Below are 20741 nucleotides of genomic sequence, written 5' to 3' on the forward strand. Positions count from 1 at the left end.
CTTCACCTTTCTTGGGCTGCAACTTCTTCCTTTGATTTTATATTATTTCCACACTTGTGCAAGAAATTTTTACTATATTTTTTCTAAAACGAAAATTTGTAAAAATATGAAGGAAGATAAAGGGACCTATTTTTGTTTAATGCTTTCATCTATTATTGAAAAACGGTAGTTTCTCATTTTAGCTTTAATTTATAAATTCAAAAAACCAACTCACTGGTTTGAGGTTAAGTAATTTTTCCTTTTCTTTAGCAAAGTCATGATAGGTCATTTTTTTGATGTTTTCTGGGCTAATACTGAGCTTATCCTCAGGCACACCCCTTTTTACTAAACCAACTCCCCAGTCTGTATTAACGACTGCCACAAAAAGGTCCTCTCGCGTCGCTCTTAAATGAATTATCGTTTTATAAACATCTCCTGTCCAGTTCCCTTTAAAATCCGGATGTTTTCTGGCTTCTTCAAGAGTAGGCATAGCAGTAGCAGGTGAATCTGGCAAACAATCGTGCATTACTATAACCCCATTTGGGTTCAGGTATTTCAAGCAGTTTTCTACATCTCTGAGAGACTGCTCGTAAGTGTGTAAGCCATCTATCAAGACTATATCCAAGCCTCTTTCTAAAATTTCCTTAGGTGGATTTGCAAAAAATTCATCGCTTGTCATCGTAAAGAATTTTTCTTTCTCTGTATCTTTTACGCCACCTGGGATTACAAATTTAGGATCTACTGCAAGCTTTAACTCTGCATCTATCTGGAAAAAATTCATTCCCATTTCCACACCTATTTCAAGATAAGTTTTAAAACCGAACTTATTTATTAAGTGTTGAATTATAGTTGTTCTTTCAAGAATGCCCTTTTGAAGTTTAAGTTCAATAATCTCCTTAAAGGTTTTCCTAAAAGCTTCTTCTCGGCCCAGAGCCCAGTAGGAAAGCCCAAGCATAACCTTGGAATGTATGTCTTCAGGTAGTTTTTCCGCTAATTTTTCATAACATACCTGCATCAAATGATAAGAATTTGTATTCCAAGAATGGTTGGCTAATTGTCTGAGAGCTTGTAAATCATCAGGAAGCTGACTTGTGATAATAGATTTTTCATATGCATCTGTGGATTTCAAAACTGTATTAATTAACTTCACACTATTCGGATTTATGAATTTCGCTCTAAGTAAGAAGATTACATGTTCCACCGCTGAACTAAATTGTTTTCTTTCAACGTATATTTCAGCTAATTTATACCTAAGCCAAGCATTGTGTGGAAAGGAATTTACTCCAAGAATCGCATATTTTAAAGCTTCATCCAATCTTCCATCATTCTTGAGAATATTAATCGCATTTGCGTAATACTGTGGGTTGTTTGGAGCGGTTTTTACTGCATCAAGATAAACTCTTTCAGCTACTTTCTTATTGTTGAACTCCGGAAAAGGAGAATTAATAAGTTCCTTTGAAGAGGGTTTCTGAAAGACAGCAAAAGTATCTTGCCACTCCCCAAGCCCCCAGTCTGTAAATACCTCAACCACTTTAAATCCAGCCCACTTTGCAAGTGCTCTCATACCATCAGGATAAAACCTCCAACAATCATATGGATACTTATGCTCAGGTCCAGAGGAAGGAGCAATAATACAGCAAACGCCAGATGGCTTAAGAATCCTATAAATCTCTTTTATAGTGAGCCAAGGAAATTCAACATGCTCAAAAGCTTGCCCACTGATAACCACATCCGCGAAGTTATCAGGCACTTCTTTCCAATTGTAAGGATTAGAAACTACTATATCTACATTTACCCCAGGATCTAAATCAAGCCCAAAGTATTTCCATTTTTGCTTGTTAAAGAAAGGTCTATAGGTTGGATTACCAGAATAAGCCTTAGCACCTACATCAATTATTATAAGCTCGGCGTCTTCAAATTCTGCAAGATACCCTTCCACAAAGGCTTTCATTTTGTTAAGGGACGTGGAATGCATACTTATCTATTTATGATTTTTTCATAGCTGGTCTAAAAATACTTCTTTTTACCTTCCTTTTTTCTACGCTTGACACGGCAAATGTACTGAAATTAGAAATAAAAATCTCTCCTCTAATGCCTCAATCTCCTTCTTTATTTCACCTAAAACACTCTAACTAACGCTAACGCCTTCCACTGAGATACCTTACCAAATACATCAAGTCTTTCTTCTAAAATCTTTTGAATTAGGTCTTCGAGTTACATTTTTTTATCCTCTATTGTTAGCGATATATTAATTTCATAAAATTAATATTTTATCACCATTTTTGTTTTTAAGATAAAGCCTTATTGGTTTTTCTTCTGTAGCTACGACTCCCTCAACTTTAAACCTTGCATTCTTTGCATGGGGATTATCTGGATACATATTTGCATACCCTGGTGAAGGAAGTCCCCACTGAACCTCTTTAATACCTTCTGCATCCTCCAACAAAAGCCTGTATTCTTCCTTTACCTCCGGCTTTAGCACTACAACTCCTCCAACCACCAGCTTGCTACCTTTCAGCAAGTCCAAATAAAGCTGGTCTATAACTACCTTTTCTACTATATCTACTTCTATTGCTAATTTAGAAATCTTAACTGGTACATAAGGTTTATCCATAATGAGCTTTTTAGCAACCGTTTTATGTGAAATAATATAGCCTGTCCTTGCATGGATTATTTGAATTTCTAAATTTTCTCCGTCAGGAAGATCTAAAATACTTTTAGGAAGCTTCAAATCCTTCCAGAAAACTCTAAAACCAACATTAAAATTAACTCCAAACAGGGCTTTTATATCCTTTCTCTCTAAATTACAAATTCCATTATAAACATCTATACCGTTAATCCTTATTAAAAAGCTTATTTCCTCTCCCTTTAACGCATTTAAATCAAACAACCAACCTTCAATAACTCTTTCATTACATACATCAAGCCTACCATCAACAAAGTCTTTTACTAATCCTCCTTTTACTAACTCATATGTAAGTTCAGAGCAACCATACACTTGGTAAGCATAAACTTTATCTCTTGGAATTAAAAATTTTTCTTTAATTAATGCTAAACACTTATAATATCTTTCATTAATTTCAAGCTCTATTTCTTCTTTTAATATTTTGTCTTGCTCTTGGTAGAAAAATTCTTCTTCAGGGGATAATATAAATTTGTTCTCCTGGTTAAAATATTCTTTAAATAATAAATTGTTTGGTTCATTATAAAAATTTAATATTTTCTTTCTTTCTTTCTTCTAATGAAAACAAAGATCTTAATTTGCTTGGCTTTTCATTGTCATATTTATATAAGTATGAAACTATTTTTGAAAATAAATTCATTGGTAATGAATATTTTTCTTTAATTCTTTTCAGCGCTATTATAGAAACTGGAGACAAAGATATATTCTCTTTTATGTCTGATTCCAAAATAATTAATTCTGGAATATCTAAAACCTTACAAAAATCTTTAACAGCATCCCAACTTCTATCAAAATCTCTCGAATAAATACGAGGGATTAATTTTAACTCTACTTTATTTAAACCTAAAATATGTTCTAATTTTTTTAAATATTTGTGATAATCTAAAGAGAAAGAACCTATGTGAAAAGGAGATAAAGGGAAGGCCTTAGAATCTAAATTTCTAACTTGTTCAGAGTATAAACTTTCAAGTTTTTTATCTTGTCTTCTTAAATATACAATCAGTTTAAGTATTTTGGGACTTACTACTTGGACTATCTCATTTATCAGATTAGTAAATCCTGATAGTACTTCAGATGAAATCAAAACTGTGTTTGGTTTCACATTATCTAATTCATCTCTAAATTGTTTTAACAAAATATCTTTAGTTAATCCCGTCTTGTTTACTATATTTACTAAATGTTCAGGATAATAATTCCTTAAAATATGAGCACATAAATTATGGGATTTTAGTCCATAAGTATTGGGATAGTATATTCCAAACTCATTAAACAGCTTATCTTTGTTTTTATATAAAAATTCTTGAATTGAAGTTGTTCCAGTTTTATAAAGGCCAATATGAATTATTAATTCTTTAACCATTTTAACCCCCTAAAATTTTCTATTCATTTCCCAATTCCAAGCAGTTTTAATTATATATTCGAGATCATCAAATTTAGGAGCCCAATTAAATTCTTTTTTAAGTTTAGTGCTATCTGCCACAAGAATAGGAGGGTCTCCTTCTCTTCTATGAGTTTCCTCAACAGGAAAATCTATACCTGTTACTTTTTTTGCTTTACTTATAACCTCTTTCACAGAATATCCATATCCATAACCACAATTAAAAATAGCGCTTTGATTGGTATCAAACAAATATTTAAGAGCTAATATGTGAACCTCTGTTAAATCACACACATGAATATAATCTCTTATACATGTGCCGTCTGTTGTAGGATAATCTGTCCCAAAAATTTTAACTTTTTCTATCTCTCCTTTAGCTGCTTTAAGCACTAAAGGAATAAGATGAGTTTCAGGATTATGTGATTCTCCTATTTGTCCCTCAGGGTCAGCTCCTGCAGCATTAAAATATCTTAAAGAAACATACTTTAATCCATAAGCATAATCAAAATCTTGTAACATTTTCTCAATAAATAGCTTTGAATAGCCGTATGGGTTTATAGGATTTGTAGGACAGGTTTCTTTTATGGGAACTTCTTGAGGGTTGCCATAAACTGCAGCAGATGAAGAGAAGATAAACTTATTAACATTATTTTTGACAAGAATATCCAATAAATTGAAAGTGTTAAGAACATTATTCTCATAATACTTTGCTGGATTTAAAACTGATTCAGCAACCTCTATAAAACCAGCAAAATGCATCACTATATCAGGTTTAAAGAACTTAATAATTTTTTCTACCTCCATTTTGTTAGATAAATCAACTACTGCAAGTTTACCATATAAAACTGCTTCTTTATGACCTTTTGAGAGATTGTCAATTGTTAAAACATCGTATCCCATTTTACCGAGCATTTTCACCACATGACTACCAATATACCCAGCACCTCCAGTAACAATAATTTTATCCATCTTAAATTAACCTCTCAAATTTAACATAAACTTTAATTTTAAAACTTAATTACTAAAATGAACAGTGTAAATCATACCAGCCTGGACGCTCCCCTTTAGACACTCTATCTGCCATATTTTTTTGTGCTTCTATTATTTGTCTGATAATATCTGCCAATCCTACCCATTTATTTTCTGGAAGATCTAAACCAAAAGGACCACTCATATCATACCCAAAAACACACCTAAAATCTAATCCTTCTTGGCTTGGCCATCTTGGAGCAGGTAGAAAAGGTTTGCCCTGTCTTACTAATTGAAATCTTCGATATCCTAATTCGTATAAAATTTCTATGTTATCCCATAGCTTAGGATTTAATTCAATAGAGATATAATTTGGAAGGTAATCTTTAGGAATCTCTCTTAAAGACATAAGTGCATCATGCTCACCTCCCTCAATATCAATTTTTATGTAATATGGACGTTCACCAATCATAGTTATCAAATCAGAAAGTTTAATTGCTGGTATTTTTAATGCGTAACTTTTTGATGTTTTTGCTTTACTAGCACCACTTGCAGAACTCCATTCTAAACGCTCTGGATTAACAATAAATTCTACTACAGTTTGACTGTAATGAATAGCTTTATTGATTAATATAAGTCTATTTGCTTTAATATGTGTGAAGAACCTTTCCTCTAATAGTTTTGCTAATTCAGGATTTGCCTCCACTGCTACCACTCTAAAACCTTTAGCTAAATAATATGCAGTATCATTACCATTATATGCACCAATATCAAAGATTAGTCTATTGTTAGGTTCAATAGTAATTTCTTTAATCTCAATTGGTTTGTCTAAACATAATTCAATCAAAGGGATCGAAATGCCGTCTGGAAGCCTTAAAATTAAAGCTACAGCGTCTACCCCTTTAGGCCAAATAAAATTCACCTTGAACCTGCTGTGAGAAGAATTTATACTGTCTGGATACATTTGCCTCATTTTAGGAGATTCTATCCCCCAATTTACCTTTATTTTCTCTGTTTTCACATCCAAAAACAACTCACAACTCTTTGGGGCACTGTTTTTTAATACTACAACCCCACCCAAAGTAACAGAAGCCCCTTTTGTAATTTTAGATGGATTTATAAAATCCACAGTAGCATAGTGTATCAAATCAGTATCTTCTATTTTCCTTTGAAAAAGTTCAAAGCTCATATCTACCATCTAAGAACCTCCTTTTAGGTTATTTCAAAAAGTAAAGCTCTTTCATTATTTTTTAAGTCTACCAAATAAAATTTGATCGCTTCTTTAATAATAAGATTTTCTGCTAAAAACCGAGCTTTCTGTGCATTTGGATTTTCTGGATACAAACTGGCATAATATGGTGAATTTATAAACCATTTTACATCCTTCTCTCCTTCCGCGTCCTGAGCTAAGATTTTAAAATTGGTTTGATTAAATTCTTTCTTTAGAATAACTACTCCTCCAATACTGAATCTTTTATCCCTTTCAAACACTTGGGGTTTTTGGTCTATAACCAAAACCTCAACAAACCTATTATCTATTTCACCTAAAGCATTCAATGGGTATTTAATGTTAATACCGTACACTCTCTTAAGACACCATTGACCAGCAGGTCCACAAGCTATTAATCCCCACCCTCCATCCTTAATAAACTCATGTATTGCTCTAAATACACCATGATGTTGATGAGTGGGGTTGGGATTGAAATCATCTCCCATGATAACTCCATCAGGTTTTAATATCAGAGAGATCAGCTTTAGCTCTCTAAGTGTAGCTTCATAAGAATGAGAGCTATCTAAATAGACCCAATCTAATTTCTCCGGAACCAGCTTAAGAAAATCCTCAATTAGCCCCTCAACTATAACTACATTACTGGAATCTAAATAAGGCAACATTCTTAACTTTGTTTCCTCAAGTGCATATTTTGTAGTTAGCTTCCCAAAACCAGTATATGGGCTATTTTGGCCCCACGAAAATTTCTCTCCAAATTTTCTCCATCTATCAACAAGGTAAATTCTTTTTGGCTTAAGTTCCCTTACCAAGATTTCAGCAAAGTGTCCTCTATAAACCCCTAACTCCGCTCCAACTCCTTCCTTTGGTGCATATTGCAAAATCCATCTCCTGTCATAAAGTCTTTTTATCTCTCCATCAGGGAAACTAACATAACCTAATGAGTTTATGTATTCAATATCAGGTTTGAGCTTAAAAGTAAATACATCAAGTCTTCTACTTTCTTCTTCTAAACTAAAAGGTGGGAGTTCTTGAATTTCCTTTGAGAGTTCTTCCGATCCTTTTAATTCTTTGTAATATTCTCTTGTCCCTTGATATCCTTGCTCTCGCAAAGACCTAAATTCCTTTTTAAGCTGTTCTTCATTCTTAGCAATACCAAGTTCTTTAATTATCTTATAGCATTTTTCAAATGCAATACTTTCATCAATTTGGTATATGTCTTCAAAGCTTATTGAGAATACCTTAGAATTTAACTCTTTTAAAAAGGTAAAAATAGCATAAATTTGGAATCTATCCCTTTTCTCTTGATCTATTAGCTCTTGTATCGGAATAGTTTTATCAAAAATTTCCTTTGGAATTTCCTTTTTCATATTAGGTCCCCATATGCCAGTATGTTCGGCAAAATATAGAGATAGAAGACGATTAGTAGAGTCTTTTCGGTAAAGAAAAAGATGAGCATATCCTACCTTGCAAGCCACTTCCGCCAGTGCAAAGGAAACTTCTTCGGGAACGGTTTCAACACAATGCTTAATTATTTGTGGCTCTTCTAAAATTCTCAAAATCTCTTCTTTTAATTGTTCATAATCTTTTGTTTCAAGAAATTTTTTGGATACGTAACCATATTGCCTATCAAGGTTAAAGGGTTCATGCTCTGGAGATTTTAAACCAGTTAACTTAGTAAGCCAATTCGTAAAGTTTGTTCCTCCTGTCCTACGTAGTGTCCAGATTATGAAAGGCTTAGTTGTCATTTTTGAACCTCCATATGCTTTTTAATAAACTTTTACTATCAACATACTCAACACTAACATCTGGATCATATAAAATATCTTCTCCTTTTGACAGAGCAATAAGATACTTTTTATATTCTCTTGCTTCTTCAAAATGTTGTTTCCTTATCACCTCTGTTTTGACCTTTTCAGGGAATTTATTATTAAACTTAAAATGTGCAAGAACAGCTTTAAACTCAAGGATCTTGTAAGAAGGAACACCACCTATAAAATGGATCCCCTCTGATAGTCTAATCCATGGTTTGTATTTGAATAATGGAAATTTAGAAGCTGTGAAATCATGAAGATTCGCAACATCAGATGCAAGTCTATATCTTAACGATGAAACAGTGGAAACTTTGGTATCAAAGGACCCTCCATAAAATGTAAAAATAAACGGTTCTTTGTCATAATACTTACAAACATCAAAGGGAGCAAACTTCTCAAAATCTGCATCTTCCAATTTTTTGGGATAAAATTCTATTAAATCCGCTCTGAGACACTCATAACCTCCTTCTTCCATTTCTTTTATAAATTGGCTAATACTTTTAGTTTTCCAATCTTCATAAATCAAAAACTCATCCGCATCTACTAACAATACCCACTTACCCCTGGAAAAATTAGACATAATAGCTTGTTGCCATAGAACTCCATAGTGAGAATGTTTGTATGGCATATCTGTTGAAAAAAGAACAACATCAGGTTGTTCTAATAAATACTCTCTTGTTCCATCATCTGATAAATTGTCCACTATGAAAAAAGCCTTAATGCCTAACTTTCTGTAATGATTCAAAAAGTGATGTATTATACTTTTCTCGTTTCTTACAACAGCTATCAAGTGTCTGTCTTCAGAGATACATTTTATCAAGTTGTTCTTACTTGAAAGCATTTCAAGTCCATTTCCATAATAATCATAAACTTCCTTACTAAATATAGCAGTAGCATGACAAGTTGGATAAACCTTATAAGGCTTTAATTGATTGGTTTTTGATACTTCATACGCTCTTTTGATATCTTCTTCATTATCTAAATGCACCATAACAGCAGGGAAAATTTTTGAAGAAAAATATCTATTTTCCCAAATACCTACAGGTGTTGCATTAGCAAAGGTCTTTCTTCTAATATAAGTTAAGTAATTCTCGTTTTGTGGTGTAATACCTGCTGTTTTAAGCAAATCTCCCACCAGCTTATCTTCCATAATAGAATTGTTTTCTATTATCTGTCCAATTTCTGATTTTCTAATTTTTATAAGTTTGTCTATAGCGATACGAGAAAGGGAATAACCAGTTGAACCTTCTGCATAGATAGATGGTTCGTATGACTTATCTATTTTTGTTCTATATAAAATATTTTTGGATTTTTGTTGATGCCAAGATCTGTCGGTACCTCCGATATTTCTTTTAACTATTCTTCCATAATAATTATGTTTTCTATACGATAACATTGAGAAAAACCATTCAGCATTCAAAAGGGAATCATCGTCAATTTTATAGACATACATAAATTGTGTATTATAAAATATCCACTCGTATAGAGCTAAACTTTTTTGTGGTAAAAATTCGTATTCATCAGGGACAGGAAGATATAAAACATTATCTTTCAACTCTAATTTTTCAGAACCTCCAACACAAATTATATATGGAATCTTATACTTTTCTAAGTCTTTCAACCAAGTTTCTTTAATGGTTTTTATCCTTGTTGATAAATTTTTTTGACAAGAATAGACAACAACTAAAGTATCCGAGAAGTAGTTATCTTTTAAAAATGGATGAGGATTATTTTTAGTAAACTCTATTAAATCTAAATACTCCCCTCCAAGCTTTTCTTTAACTATATCTTCAATCATTATTAAATACGCATCCAAATTCTTAGAATTAAGGTTTTCTGAATTAAATATTCTATAAAGAATGGATAACAAGAGAGGATTCTGTGCAGAAATTCCTTCTAACATCGTAATAAGCTTTGATAAAACCCTTTCTAGTAGTAATTCATTCTTAGTTGTAATAGCATAATAATTCAAGAAATCAACAGCGATAAGACTGTCCTCTAATGAAAAGGATGTGGAATACAACAACGAATCTGCCAATTTCACCGCATAATCAAACTCTTTGTTTAAAATTCTCTTTCCTAATTCTAATAAACTTTCTTGATAGGAAGATTTAGGGACGGGATAAAGTTTTAGAATTTCTCCTGGCAACTTTGAATGATAAGTTGAGATAAGTTCATTATAGGTCTCTTCATCAATTAAAGGATGGGATAAAATACCTACCAAATCTTCATAGTTATCCAAAAGGGAGAGATAAAGCTTCTTAATTTCCATTTTTAAGCTTTTGTTGCTAAGTATATATATCAATATTTCTCTTAGAATTTGATAAACATCAACATTATTATACCTTTTAAAGAATATCAAATCTGAATATAAGTTCAAATAGTAAGTGTCCTGTTCTTCAAAACTATCTTTCTCCCAAAAATTGGCGATATTATTAAACCTATTAAATGAAATCTCCAATTCACTAATTTTAAGGTTATTAAGTTTATACAAACGCCAAAATTCTGGACACAGTCCATAAACTCTAATAGTTGCTTCAATTAGATCCTTTTTTGTCCATTCTGGAAGATAATAATAAAGATGAAGAATCTCTACTAATCCTTGGATTAAATTAACATTATATAGCCTAGAGAACCAACGATCCTCTTTCTCAAAGTTATCTAAGAAATAAATATAAGCATAAATCAGTTTATCTAAAGCTTTTGCATCAATTTTCTGAGTTAAGAAAGCTTCCTTTACTTTTTTAATTGTGTATAAAATGCAAGGAGCATTAAGCCAACCTTTAGATTTAGGTAGTTCATATAAAATTTGCTCTACAGCTTCAAAATTTTCATCGTTTATTTCCAAACTCATTCTTAAAGATAAGCTAAAGGCATCTTTTGAATTTTTCAACTTTTCCTTTACCTGAGATAACGGCATAATTTTATTTAGAAAATTCAAATCTGCTTCAAACAAACAAAATAAATTAATCAGTGTTAAACAAATGTAGTATTTTAATTCAGGAAAACGCATAAAAAGATAAATAGTCGTAGGATTATGAAGAATTTGTTTTTGAACTATGGAATAAACCAAATTACTATGTTCTGGTCCTATATTTTTATCTTTAAAATTCAATACAAGTTCTAAGTTGAGCTGTTTTAAAAGTTTATTTAGCAATAAAAACTTATTATCAAGTTTAAAAGATTTAACAAAAAGTTGGCTAAAAGTAGTCAGATCTATTTTATCTTTAAAAAGATACCAAAGGTTCAATCTCTCTATTAATCTACACAAAGAAATTTTAGCTTGTTCTGATAATTCATTAACCAAATTAGAACATGATAAATGTTCCAATGTATGAAGCACTTTATATTGTATTTCAAAATCATCCAACGGTAATGTATCAATTTCAGCAAGGAATTTTTCAAATTTTTCTAATATTTCTTCCCTTTTCAGCTTGAATGTTTTAAATTCCTTTTCATTAGCAACAACTCTAATAATTAGTTCTTCATCCTCAAAAAAATTCCAAATAAGTGAAGGAACTTCTACTTCTATAACTTCTATAAAATCATACGATCTCAACACTGAATTAGCATATACTTCCTGTTGTTGTGAAGAATTTTGTATTATAATTTTTGTTTTGGTTAGTGATTCCTTAGAAGTGTCAAAATGAGAGTTATTATTGTATAAATAAATATAAAACATAGTAAAAGGTAACTGATTTAGGAAGAAAGTTTTTGAAATTATTTTTTTGTCTTTTACACTTATAGTTATAAGATGGTCATCATCATCAAAAAAAATTAAGGGCAAACCAATTTTAAACCCATACCTTCCATTTCCTATTCCCGCATTCAAAAGATCCTGTCTAAACAAATTTGCTACACCCTTAACGACAGGTTTTCCATCTATTGAAACAACGAATTCTACATTGTCGTCTAAATTTTCTTTATCAACTATCCACCCATAAATGTAAAAGGTTCTTATATGATCAATATATCCAACCAGCTTTTCCTCTTCAGAAAAAATTTCCTTTATTAATTCAACATTTTCATAATCCGAAACAAAATCTAAATTTACATTATTTACATAATTAACACGTCTTCCTTCATTTCTACCGTATAAAACAAAATGTTCAAAGCCACAAAGAAACTGTCCTTTTAAGACAGCTTCTCTGACATCGGGATTATTCTGAAGATATGATTTTTCATCAAAAAAAGGATTAGGAGATACTTGATGTGTCTTTACAAGTTTCTTGTAAATTTCAAATAATTTTCTCTTATCAGTTTCATTAATATTGTATTGTTTTCTGAACCATTCAGGATCAAATTCATTAAACATTAATTTTTCACCTTTACTCATCTTTGACTTATTAAGGAAGATTTTCTTTAAAGATTTTCTTAGTCTGTTTAAAAAAGCTTTATTGTTCATAAGGTCTTTTACCTCCTTATACCTCCTTACACTTGTTTAAACAGCTCCATCCACTCCTCAAACTCTTCTCCAAGCTCTTTTTCTATTTTTTTACAGCTCATGGCAGAAAAGTCTGGCCTTTTGGCAGGAAGATTAAAGATCTCCTTTTGCACCGGGATTAGCAGTTTGTTTATTCCTAAAAGCTTTAGAGCAAGCTTTGCCCACTCGTAGCGAGAGGTATAACCTCTTGGCACAAGATGGTAAAGTCCATGTAAGCCCTTATCAAGAGCTTTTAGAGTCTTCTCTACTATAAATCCTGTGTAGGTTGGCACTGAAACTTCGTTAAAGGCTATATGCAATACCTCTCTGTCTTTTGCCCACTGCAAAAGCTTGTAGATAAAGTTTTGAGTCCCCTCTCCGTAAACCCAGCTTACACGAAAGATCAAATAACTGTCCTCAAGAACCTGTTTTATTAACTCCTCCCCTAAGAGCTTGCTTTTTCCATACTGACTTAAAGGGTTTGGAGCGTCCTCTTCGGTGTATAGCCCTTGCTTTGTCCCGTCAAAGACGTAGTCAGTGGAATAATGGACAAGCCTTGCTTTAACTTCCTTGCAAGCTATGGCTAAGTTGTAAGGTCCTACGGCATTTACACTAAAAGCTTTTATAACTTCGGTTTCTGCTAAATCTACCTGATTGTATGCTGAGCAATTTATAACCACCTTTGGCCTGTAATCTCTTACTAAACGATAAACGTCGTCAAATCGTGAAACGTCAAGATCTGATCTTTTTAAAGCTAAAAATTCTAAACCTTGTAAAGATAAATGCTTTGAAAACTCCCTTCCAAGCTGTCCGCCTGCACCGACTACTAAAAACCTCATTTATAAACCTTCTCCCAAAGGTCGTAAAGCTCTCTTTCCTTCTTTTTTACCCATTCTAAGTTGTTTATATACCACTTTATGGTTTCCTTAATACCTTCTTCAAACCCTACCTTTGGTTCCCAATCAAGCTCTCTCTTTACTTTGTCTAAGCTCATGAAATAGCGAAAGTCATGCCCAGGGCGGTCTTTAACAAAGGTTATTAAACTCTCCGGCTTCCCCATCAACCTAAGTATTGTCTTTACCACCTCAATGTTTCTTCTTTCATCTGGTCCAGGTATGTTGTATATTTCTCCTACTTTTCCTCTCTCTATCGCTACCATCACCGCAGATGCACAGTCTTCCACATAAAGCCACTGCCTTACGTTAAAACCATTTCCGTAAACTGGAATAGGTTCATCTTTTAAGGCTCTTAAAATGACTACAGGAATAAATTTTTCCGGATACTGCCATGGACCGTAGTTGTTTGAAGGTCTAAGGGTTATTACAGGTAGTTTGTAGGTTCTGTAGTAAGCCCGTCCAAGCATGTCTGCTGAGGCTTTACTCACTGAGTAGGGAGAATTGGGAGCTAAGGGCGACTCCTCGGTAAACTGTCCATCATCCCCCAACTCTCCGTATACTTCATCGGTAGATATGTTGATAAATCTTTCGACTTTAAACTCCTTTGAAGCATCTAAGAGGTTTAAAGTGCCTTCCACGTTTGACCTTACGAACCTTAAAGGGTCAAGTATGCTTCTATCTACATGACTTTCTGCAGCAAAATGAACTACAACTTCTGGTCTAAAGTCTTCAAAGATGTTAAATACCTTTTCTCTATCTGTTAGGTCCGCATGATAAAACACATACTGCCCTTCTACTTCGCGAAGCCTTTCTAAGTCTCCGGCGTAGGTTAAAGCATCTAAAACTGCAACTTCCATCCCCCTTTTTACCGCTAACTTTGTAAAGGCACTACCTATAAAACCTGCTCCACCTGTAATTAGAATCTTCATTTACAGTAAGTCCTCCTTTGAAAGGTCCTTTAGTTTTGGTAGCTTTGCGTCTTTTTCGGAAAGAATCACCCTTTCCACAAGATTAGTGGGCCACTCTATGCCAATGTCTGGATCGTTCCACAAGATACCCGCATCATGAGTAGGTGAATATTCGCTGTGGGAGACTTTGTAGATCACTTCTGCATAATCGGACACCACCAAAAATCCATGGGCAAAACCAGGTGGAATCCAAAGCATATGCCTGTTTTCTTCCGAAAGATAGACTCCTACCCATTTCCCAAAAGTGGGACTTCCAATCCTTATATCCACCGCAACGTCAAATATGACACCCCTTATGCACCTTACCAACTTTCCTTGAACCGCAGGACGCTTTTGATAGTGTAGACCTCTCAAAACTCCCTTCTTGGACCCAGAATGGTTGTCCTGAATAAAATCAAAACCAATTCCTGCCCTTTCAAAGTCGGACCTTTTATAGGTTTCAAGAAAGAATCCTCTGTCATCGGAAAAAAGCTTTGGTTTAATCAGTATTACTTCAGGAATCTGTAAGGGTTCAAATTCAAAAGGCATGGATTTCTTCCTCCGCCAAAGCTTTTAGATATTTTCCGTACTTAGTTTTTGCGCACCTTTTGGCAAGCTTTAGAAGTTGTTCTCGGTCTATCCAACCGTTCCTGTAGGCGATCTCTTCAACACTGCCTATCATTAAACCCGTTTTGGTTTCTACGGTAGAAACAAACTCCCCTGCCTCAAGGAAGCTATCATGTGTTCCCGCATCAAACCAAGCAAAACCCCTTCCAAGAAGACTAACCTTAAGAGTTCTTTCCTTTAAATACTCTTCAAGAAGGGACGTGATCTCGTATTCTCCCCTCGCAGAAGGTTTTACCCTTTGGAGCTTTTCCGAAACAGTAGAGTCAAACATATAAACACCGATTACCGCATAGCTGGACTTTGGATGTTCGGGTTTTTCCTCTATGCTCAGGACGTTACCCTGCTCGTCAAACTCCACTATGCCAAACCTCTTTGGGTCAGACACGTGGTAGGCAAACACATAAGCTCCGCCGTTGTTTATTACGTGGTCTTTAGCTTTTTCTAAGACCTCTTGCAAACCATGTCCGTACAGAATGTTGTCCCCAAGCACCACCATTAAGGAGCAGTCCTTTTCCTCAAGGTTTTCGCAGGCGATCTTTACCGCATGGGACAGTCCAAGGGGTTCTGGCTGGGAAGTGTATTTGATATTCATGCCAAGTGCTTCACCATAGCCAAGCAGACCCACAAACTTATCCTTATCCTGAGGATTGATCACTACTGTGACATCTCTTACCTTAGCAAGCATAAGCAGGGAAAGGGAGTAGTAGATCATTGGCTTGTTGTATATGGGCAAAAAGTGTTTGTTGACGGTTAGAGTGACCGGATAAAGTCTTGTCCCTGAGCCCCCTGCTAATAATACTCCAACCATTTTGCAAAACGCTCCATTTTATGTAATACACTATGTTTTTACCAGGCTAACAGTAAAACTCTTGCTGAAACTGCAATTTGATAGAGTATCTGCGTTATCCCTCTTACAATTTCTATCCTTTTTGCCTCAATCTTCGGTAGGACAAATATTTCATCTCCCGGCTCTATTTTTGCCTTTTCACCCTCTTCAAATTTTCCGTTTTGATGAAGCACTATCACAACGTTTTTGTTTGCCCGTTGGGTAAAACCACCAGCTTGCTTAATGTAATAATCAACGTCTTTTCCAGGTGTATAAATTATCGCATTTGGGAATCTTACCTCACCGTGAACCATGACGAAAGATTTGTATTCTGGTATAACAATAACATCTCCGTCTTCAAGAAGCATTTCTTTTGCTTCTTCAAGAGATCCAAGGACTACTTGTCCTTTTGTCTCAACATTTTTAGCCACTTCAACAAACCTCATGATTAACTCTGCTTCCTTAGTTCTTAAAGTGGCTTCTTCCTGAGTTTCAGCTCTCCCTGTTAATGCGTAACTTTGTAGTTGCTGGAGAGATGCAAGTATCATCTCTTTTTGTCTTTGGGCAACAGACTTTCTAAACAGTTGAATCGCCTCAAGGTTACTCCTTACATTGGGAACAATTCTTGGTAAAACGTCTTTTAATTTAGCACCATAGGGTAATACTAATGCATGGGGTCCTGAATGAGCGCCTTCAATCCTTACGAGTATCGTCCCAGGATACCTGTCGGAAAGAACAGTTACTTCATCCCCGTTGTAAATTTTAATTTTATCAAGCTCATTAATAGAATAATACTCAGTATATTTTTCAAGGCCTTGTTTTCTGGTAATGGTTATGTGAGTTGCTTCTGGTTTAGGTTTTGCAAGTTTCATCGCTTCTTCACCGGTGATGAATTCTCCTTCGAATTCAAACTGAAAGGGATTATAAACCACTCCTGATACAGAAAAGGAACTCTTTTTTGGAGCAACGAAGATTACATCTCCATCTGCCATCTGAATTAAACTGAGCTTGCCGTTTAGAAGAAAGTCGTAAAGGTTTACTTTAGCCCTCACTTGATTGTTTCTGAGAATAGTAATGTCAATAAAGCTCCCTCGTTGAGGATCAATACCTCCTGCCCGATCAAGGTAGTAAAGAATAGAGTTAGAAGAAAGTCCACCATAAAGTCCAGGATTTCTCACAAAACCTGTCACAAAAACCTTTACAGGAACAGAGGTCTCTAAGGAGGCATAAACACCTACGTTTCTCTTAAAAACCTTTCTTACTGCTTGCTCGATATAATCGTTGAGCTCAGCATTTTTAATTCCTAAAACTTTAATTGGACCAACATGGGGTATAAATACGTTTCCTTGTGGGTCAACCGTGAGACTACCTTCGTAGTTAAAAGCCCCCATATCCTTACTGTAATTATGTCACCAATTGCAATCTGATAATCTGGATTAAAACCAGCAAACTGCTCTGTAGCAAATCTTCCAAGAAAAAGTTGTTCACCAAACACTGTTATTTGAACAGGTTGTGGTAGTTGTGCTGGTGGTATTAAAGCAGGAGAAGGAACCTGGAGTGGTTGAGCTTGGGGTTGAACAGTCTGAGGTTGTCCTTGTTCAGGTTGTTGCACTTTAAATGGAGCTATTTGTTGAATAATCTGAGTTGGAAAATGCTGTTGAGCACAAACAGAAAAAACTAAACTTACAAAAATAAAAAAAGTTGTAAGAATTAAAGTTTTCATATTCTATGCTCCTTAATTATACCTATAACTAATTTTGTTATTCCGTAAAATAATAGAATTAGTAAGGAAGCTAAAGCTATGTTGTAAGCTCTTTTTGGATAAAGAGCTTCGTCTGGTAAGTTGGGTGAAGAAATTACGACAAGATTTTTTAACTTTCTTGATGCCTCAACTCTCGTGGTTTCAAATGCGGAAAGTGTTGCCTTGTATACATCAACTGCAAAGTCAACGTTGAGCTTAAGCTCTAAGTACTGAGCTAAAAGCTTATTTAGCTTCCTGTCTCCCCCTATCATTTTTGACTTTTCCTTTTCTATTTGCTCCTTTAAAGACTTAATTTGATTTTTAAGAGCCTGAACTTGAAAGGAATCTTCATTTAAGTAGGTTAGCAAATTTCTTAACTGCGCCTCCTGCTGCGCAAGTTGAACTTCCAACTGGGCAACCAAAGATGCTGAAGCTTGGGCTTCCTGAGTGGGATCAAGAACCTTGTAAGTATTTTGAAAATTAAGAAGCGTATTTTTAGCATTTTGCATCTTTTGATTTGCGTAAGCAAGTTCTTGTTCAATAAAATTCATCTGTTCTCTTGCAATTTTATGAGATATACCATTAATATACCTTTCACATTGCTCAAGAATTGCCTCAGCAATCATTTTTGCATCTTCAGGTTTAAAAGCAAAAACTTGTATGGTAAGGATTGAAGATATATCATCATAACTTATCTTAACTATGTGCTTTTGATAATATTTTAAAAATTCTTCGTGACTCACATCTGAAGAAAGTCTCGAAATAAAATCAATATCTTTGCTTTGATACATTTTCTTAAGATTTAGCTTTTTATCAAGATAATCAAGCATATCATACGATAAAATGTATGCTTTTAAATACATTGCGTCTTCTCTTGAAACAGGATTACCTATGCCGAATAAGGGAATATTAAAAGAAGTTGTGGGTTGACCTGTTTGTTTTATAGTGATTTTTGCTTCGCTCACGTATTTGTCTGACGCTATAAAAAGATAATAGAAACTAACAAGGAAAATAGGTAATACAACCATTAAAAAGAAAAGAGGGTAGTTCTTAAAAACTTCTTTTAAGTTATTGTTTTTTTGCCAGTTCTGGAATTGCTGAAGAATTTCTAATCTCTTCATAAAACTTTACCGCCTCACCAATGTTAGTAAATAAAATTAAATTACCTTGGTATGGTATTGCTATTATATCACTAAATCTTTTCACGAGTTCTATACTATGTGAAGCAATTATCACGTTTGATTTTTTAAGCTTTTCTTTTAAAATTTGATCGCACTTCTTTTTAAAGTTGCTATCGCCAACTGCAGTAACCTCATCTATAAGGTAATAATCAAAGTCAAATGCCATGCTTAATGCAAAGGCAAGCCTTGCCTTCATTCCTGCTGAGTAAGTTTTGATGGGCATTTCAAAATAGTCACCAAGTTCGGTAAAGTTTTGAACAAAGTCTATTATTTCTTTGATCTCACCATTTACACCATAAATTCTACAAACAAACTTAACGATTTCTTTCCCTGTTAAACTTCCCTGGAAACCGCCGGAAAAGGCAACAGGCCAGGAAATTTTTTTATTGGTAAGTATATAACCACTGTCTGGATAATCAATTCCTCCAATGAGTCTTAAAAGAGTAGATTTCCCAGCTCCATTTGGCCCAATAATTCCTATATTCTTACCTTCCGGGAAAACTGCATTCACGTTTCTATAAACATAGTGCCTTCCAAACTTTGTGCGATAAGATTTCGTAAGGTTTACAAGCTCAATCATTCTGAAGCAAGCACCTCTCTTATTTTTAGCCTGTAAAGACTAAGTCCTAAAAATAGCGAAATAGCTGTAGAAACTATTATATATTCAAAACTACATACATCTGCTTGATAGAAAGGGAAAAATCTTTCTCTACTAAGTTCTATAAAATGAAGGATAGGATTCCATAGCAAATAGATTTGAAATTTTTGAGGGATCATATTTATTGAAAAAAATATTCCAGAAAGGAAAAAAAGGAATAACATAAAAGGGGGGACAAAATTTCTAAGTTCGTCAAAGATGTTTACAACAATACAAAAGATAATTCCTATGCCAAGAGAGAAAAAATAAAAAAGAAGATAAAGAAAAATCAACCCAAGAGGGTCTTTTATTTCTGTTCTAAACCCAATAAAATGGAGAATAGAAAATACGATAACCCATAAAAAAACAAAAATAACCCCCTCAAGTATCCATCTTGAAATCATAGCATCTATTGGTTTTACAGGTTGATAGGCAAAGAGCCCTCGGTTAGCCTCAATTGAGTTCATTACCTGACTGACAGTATGCCTGAACATAAAAAAGGGGATGATTCCTGCAGCGAGAAATAAGGGATAGTCCACATGATATATGATTTTGTCTGCTCCTCCTCTTAAAGAGCCTGCTAAAATTCCCCTGATCCCAACAAAGAGCGTAATGGTTAAAAGAGGCTCAAGCACAGCCCAAAGGTATCCAAGCCTATACTTGCCAAAACGGGTTTTAAGCTCTCTCAAAAATATAGCAAAAACAACGGTTTGTAACTGCTTAATCTCTTTAAGCATAAGCTATAATAAATTTTTAAATTTTTTTATAATGTAAATACCTCAAAAGTCAATATCATAGTGTCTCTTTTATTGTTTAAAAAATTTTTCGAGAAAGGCATGGTAGTTCCCCAATTCAATTTCATTAAATCCTCTTAATCTCCTTGAGTTTATTGTATTGTACCCCATTTGTCAAGACAGTTTTTATACCCTAAGGTTGTAGAGGTCAGGTCGCAAATTCATTAAGCCAGATGACCTCTTCTTTTATCAGGCTTTTGACTCTCTCAGTATTCTCCATTGCCCTTTGGATTGTAGTAAACTATTTGAATATCTGCTCTATGACAAGTGTTGCCATATCTCTCATAAAAGAAGCCGCTGTTAGCTGAGAGTCATTGTAACTTATAAGCTTAAGCCCTCTACCCCTCACACCTTGAGCCAATTTCCTCCAATACTGTCTCGGTCTCTCTGCCCTTGGTTTCCTCCCTTGAGCTGTCCTCTTCACCTTATGAACTGTCTGCGTGGCAAGTAATCTATGCTCTCTCATGAGCATATAAACCCTTTTGTGATTGATCTTTAAACCCTCTCTAACTTAAACCAGGCGGTAACTTGCCTATGTCCCCAAAAAGGATGCTCTGGTTTTATCGCCTTTATCCTCCTCAAAAGTTCTTCATCCTTTGGACTTTCTGCTAACCATTC

The 20741-nt window shown here is 34.3% G+C and carries 16 protein-coding genes; all 16 read right to left on the bottom strand.

Annotated features, from left to right (window positions below; genetic code table 11):
• Nucleotides 1–184 precede the first annotated feature (184 nt).
• A complete protein-coding gene (locus F1847_RS00570; protein WP_150071173.1) occupies nt 185–1954 on the bottom strand; it encodes a class I SAM-dependent methyltransferase in 1770 nt (589 codons plus the stop codon).
• 279 nt (nt 1955–2233) lie between these two features.
• Nucleotides 2234–2977: a hypothetical protein gene (locus F1847_RS00575; RefSeq protein WP_150071174.1), complete on the bottom strand. Its 744-nt coding sequence runs from the start codon at nt 2975–2977 to the stop codon at nt 2234–2236.
• 205 nt (nt 2978–3182) lie between these two features.
• Nucleotides 3183–4022 carry a hypothetical protein gene (locus F1847_RS00580; RefSeq protein WP_150071175.1) on the bottom strand — a complete coding sequence of 280 codons (840 nt, stop codon included), beginning with the start codon at nt 4020–4022 and terminating at the stop codon, nt 3183–3185.
• A gap of 9 nt (nt 4023–4031) precedes the next feature.
• Complete coding sequence (gene galE / locus F1847_RS00585; protein ID WP_150071176.1) at nt 4032–5009, bottom strand: UDP-glucose 4-epimerase GalE; 978 nt, start codon at nt 5007–5009, stop codon at nt 4032–4034.
• 52 nt (nt 5010–5061) lie between these two features.
• A complete protein-coding gene (locus F1847_RS00590; RefSeq protein WP_150071177.1) occupies nt 5062–6207 on the bottom strand; it encodes an FkbM family methyltransferase in 1146 nt (381 codons plus the stop codon).
• A 14-nt stretch (nt 6208–6221) separates the two neighbouring features.
• The gene (locus F1847_RS00595; RefSeq protein WP_150071178.1) at nt 6222–7985 is read right to left on the bottom strand and encodes a class I SAM-dependent methyltransferase; all 1764 of its coding nucleotides are present in this window, start codon (nt 7983–7985) and stop codon (nt 6222–6224) included.
• Entirely contained in the window at nt 7975–12456 is a 4482-nt protein-coding gene (locus tag F1847_RS00600) for a glycosyltransferase family 2 protein (RefSeq protein WP_150071179.1), read from the bottom strand. The genes F1847_RS00595 and F1847_RS00600 overlap by 11 nt, the downstream gene beginning before the upstream one ends.
• Before the next feature lie 26 nt (nt 12457–12482).
• Entirely contained in the window at nt 12483–13313 is an 831-nt protein-coding gene (rfbD, locus tag F1847_RS00605; RefSeq protein WP_150071180.1) for a dTDP-4-dehydrorhamnose reductase, read from the bottom strand.
• Nucleotides 13310–14299 (bottom strand): dTDP-glucose 4,6-dehydratase, encoded by a 990-nt coding sequence (gene rfbB, locus F1847_RS00610; protein WP_150071181.1) that lies wholly within the window; start codon nt 14297–14299, stop codon nt 13310–13312. Before rfbB ends, rfbD begins: the two co-directional genes overlap by 4 nt.
• Nucleotides 14300–14866, bottom strand: coding sequence for a dTDP-4-dehydrorhamnose 3,5-epimerase (gene rfbC / locus F1847_RS00615; protein WP_150071182.1), 567 nt, complete (start codon nt 14864–14866; stop codon nt 14300–14302).
• Complete coding sequence (gene rfbA, locus F1847_RS00620) at nt 14856–15752, bottom strand: glucose-1-phosphate thymidylyltransferase RfbA (RefSeq protein ID WP_150071183.1); 897 nt, start codon at nt 15750–15752, stop codon at nt 14856–14858. Before rfbA ends, rfbC begins: the two co-directional genes overlap by 11 nt.
• 38 nt (nt 15753–15790) lie before the next feature.
• A complete protein-coding gene (locus tag F1847_RS00625; protein WP_150071184.1) occupies nt 15791–17161 on the bottom strand; it encodes a polysaccharide biosynthesis/export family protein in 1371 nt (456 codons plus the stop codon).
• The gene (locus tag F1847_RS09175; protein WP_168194225.1) at nt 17074–17493 is read right to left on the bottom strand and encodes a hypothetical protein; all 420 of its coding nucleotides are present in this window, start codon (nt 17491–17493) and stop codon (nt 17074–17076) included. Before F1847_RS09175 ends, F1847_RS00625 begins: the two co-directional genes overlap by 88 nt.
• On the bottom strand, nt 17490–18632 hold the full coding sequence (locus tag F1847_RS00630; protein ID WP_150071185.1) for a capsular biosynthesis protein: 1143 nt from the start codon (nt 18630–18632) through the stop codon (nt 17490–17492). The genes F1847_RS09175 and F1847_RS00630 overlap by 4 nt, the downstream gene beginning before the upstream one ends.
• Nucleotides 18580–19272, bottom strand: coding sequence for an ABC transporter ATP-binding protein (locus F1847_RS00635; RefSeq protein ID WP_150071186.1), 693 nt, complete (start codon nt 19270–19272; stop codon nt 18580–18582). The genes F1847_RS00630 and F1847_RS00635 overlap by 53 nt, the downstream gene beginning before the upstream one ends.
• A complete protein-coding gene (locus tag F1847_RS00640; protein WP_150071187.1) occupies nt 19269–20066 on the bottom strand; it encodes an ABC transporter permease in 798 nt (265 codons plus the stop codon). The genes F1847_RS00635 and F1847_RS00640 overlap by 4 nt, the downstream gene beginning before the upstream one ends.
• Nucleotides 20067–20741: the final 675 nt, after the last annotated feature.

This window comes from Thermodesulfobacterium sp. TA1 (genome assembly GCF_008630935.1).
GTDB lineage: Bacteria > Desulfobacterota > Thermodesulfobacteria > Thermodesulfobacteriales > Thermodesulfobacteriaceae > Thermodesulfobacterium.

Bases quoted from the DNA above. Each gene is read 5' to 3' on its own strand.
- F1847_RS09175 (WP_168194225.1), bottom strand. From the start codon at position 17,493: ATGAAAACTTTAATTCTTACAACTTTTTTTATTTTTGTAAGTTTAGTT.
- F1847_RS00600 (WP_150071179.1), bottom strand. From the start codon at position 12,456: ATGAACAATAAAGCTTTTTTAAACAGACTAAGAAAATCTTTAAAGAAA.
- F1847_RS00595 (WP_150071178.1), bottom strand. From the start codon at position 7,985: ATGACAACTAAGCCTTTCATAATCTGGACACTACGTAGGACAGGAGGA.
- F1847_RS00640 (WP_150071187.1), bottom strand. From the start codon at position 20,066: ATGCTTAAAGAGATTAAGCAGTTACAAACCGTTGTTTTTGCTATATTT.
- F1847_RS00630 (WP_150071185.1), bottom strand. From the start codon at position 18,632: ATGAAGAGATTAGAAATTCTTCAGCAATTCCAGAACTGGCAAAAAAAC.
- F1847_RS00635 (WP_150071186.1), bottom strand. From the start codon at position 19,272: ATGATTGAGCTTGTAAACCTTACGAAATCTTATCGCACAAAGTTTGGA.
- F1847_RS00625 (WP_150071184.1), bottom strand. From the start codon at position 17,161: ATGGGGGCTTTTAACTACGAAGGTAGTCTCACGGTTGACCCACAAGGA.
- rfbA (WP_150071183.1), bottom strand. From the start codon at position 15,752: ATGGTTGGAGTATTATTAGCAGGGGGCTCAGGGACAAGACTTTATCCG.
- rfbC (WP_150071182.1), bottom strand. From the start codon at position 14,866: ATGCCTTTTGAATTTGAACCCTTACAGATTCCTGAAGTAATACTGATT.
- F1847_RS00570 (WP_150071173.1), bottom strand. From the start codon at position 1,954: ATGCATTCCACGTCCCTTAACAAAATGAAAGCCTTTGTGGAAGGGTAT.
- F1847_RS00580 (WP_150071175.1), bottom strand. From the start codon at position 4,022: ATGGTTAAAGAATTAATAATTCATATTGGCCTTTATAAAACTGGAACA.
- F1847_RS00590 (WP_150071177.1), bottom strand. From the start codon at position 6,207: ATGGTAGATATGAGCTTTGAACTTTTTCAAAGGAAAATAGAAGATACT.
- rfbB (WP_150071181.1), bottom strand. From the start codon at position 14,299: ATGAAGATTCTAATTACAGGTGGAGCAGGTTTTATAGGTAGTGCCTTT.
- galE (WP_150071176.1), bottom strand. From the start codon at position 5,009: ATGGATAAAATTATTGTTACTGGAGGTGCTGGGTATATTGGTAGTCAT.
- rfbD (WP_150071180.1), bottom strand. From the start codon at position 13,313: ATGAGGTTTTTAGTAGTCGGTGCAGGCGGACAGCTTGGAAGGGAGTTT.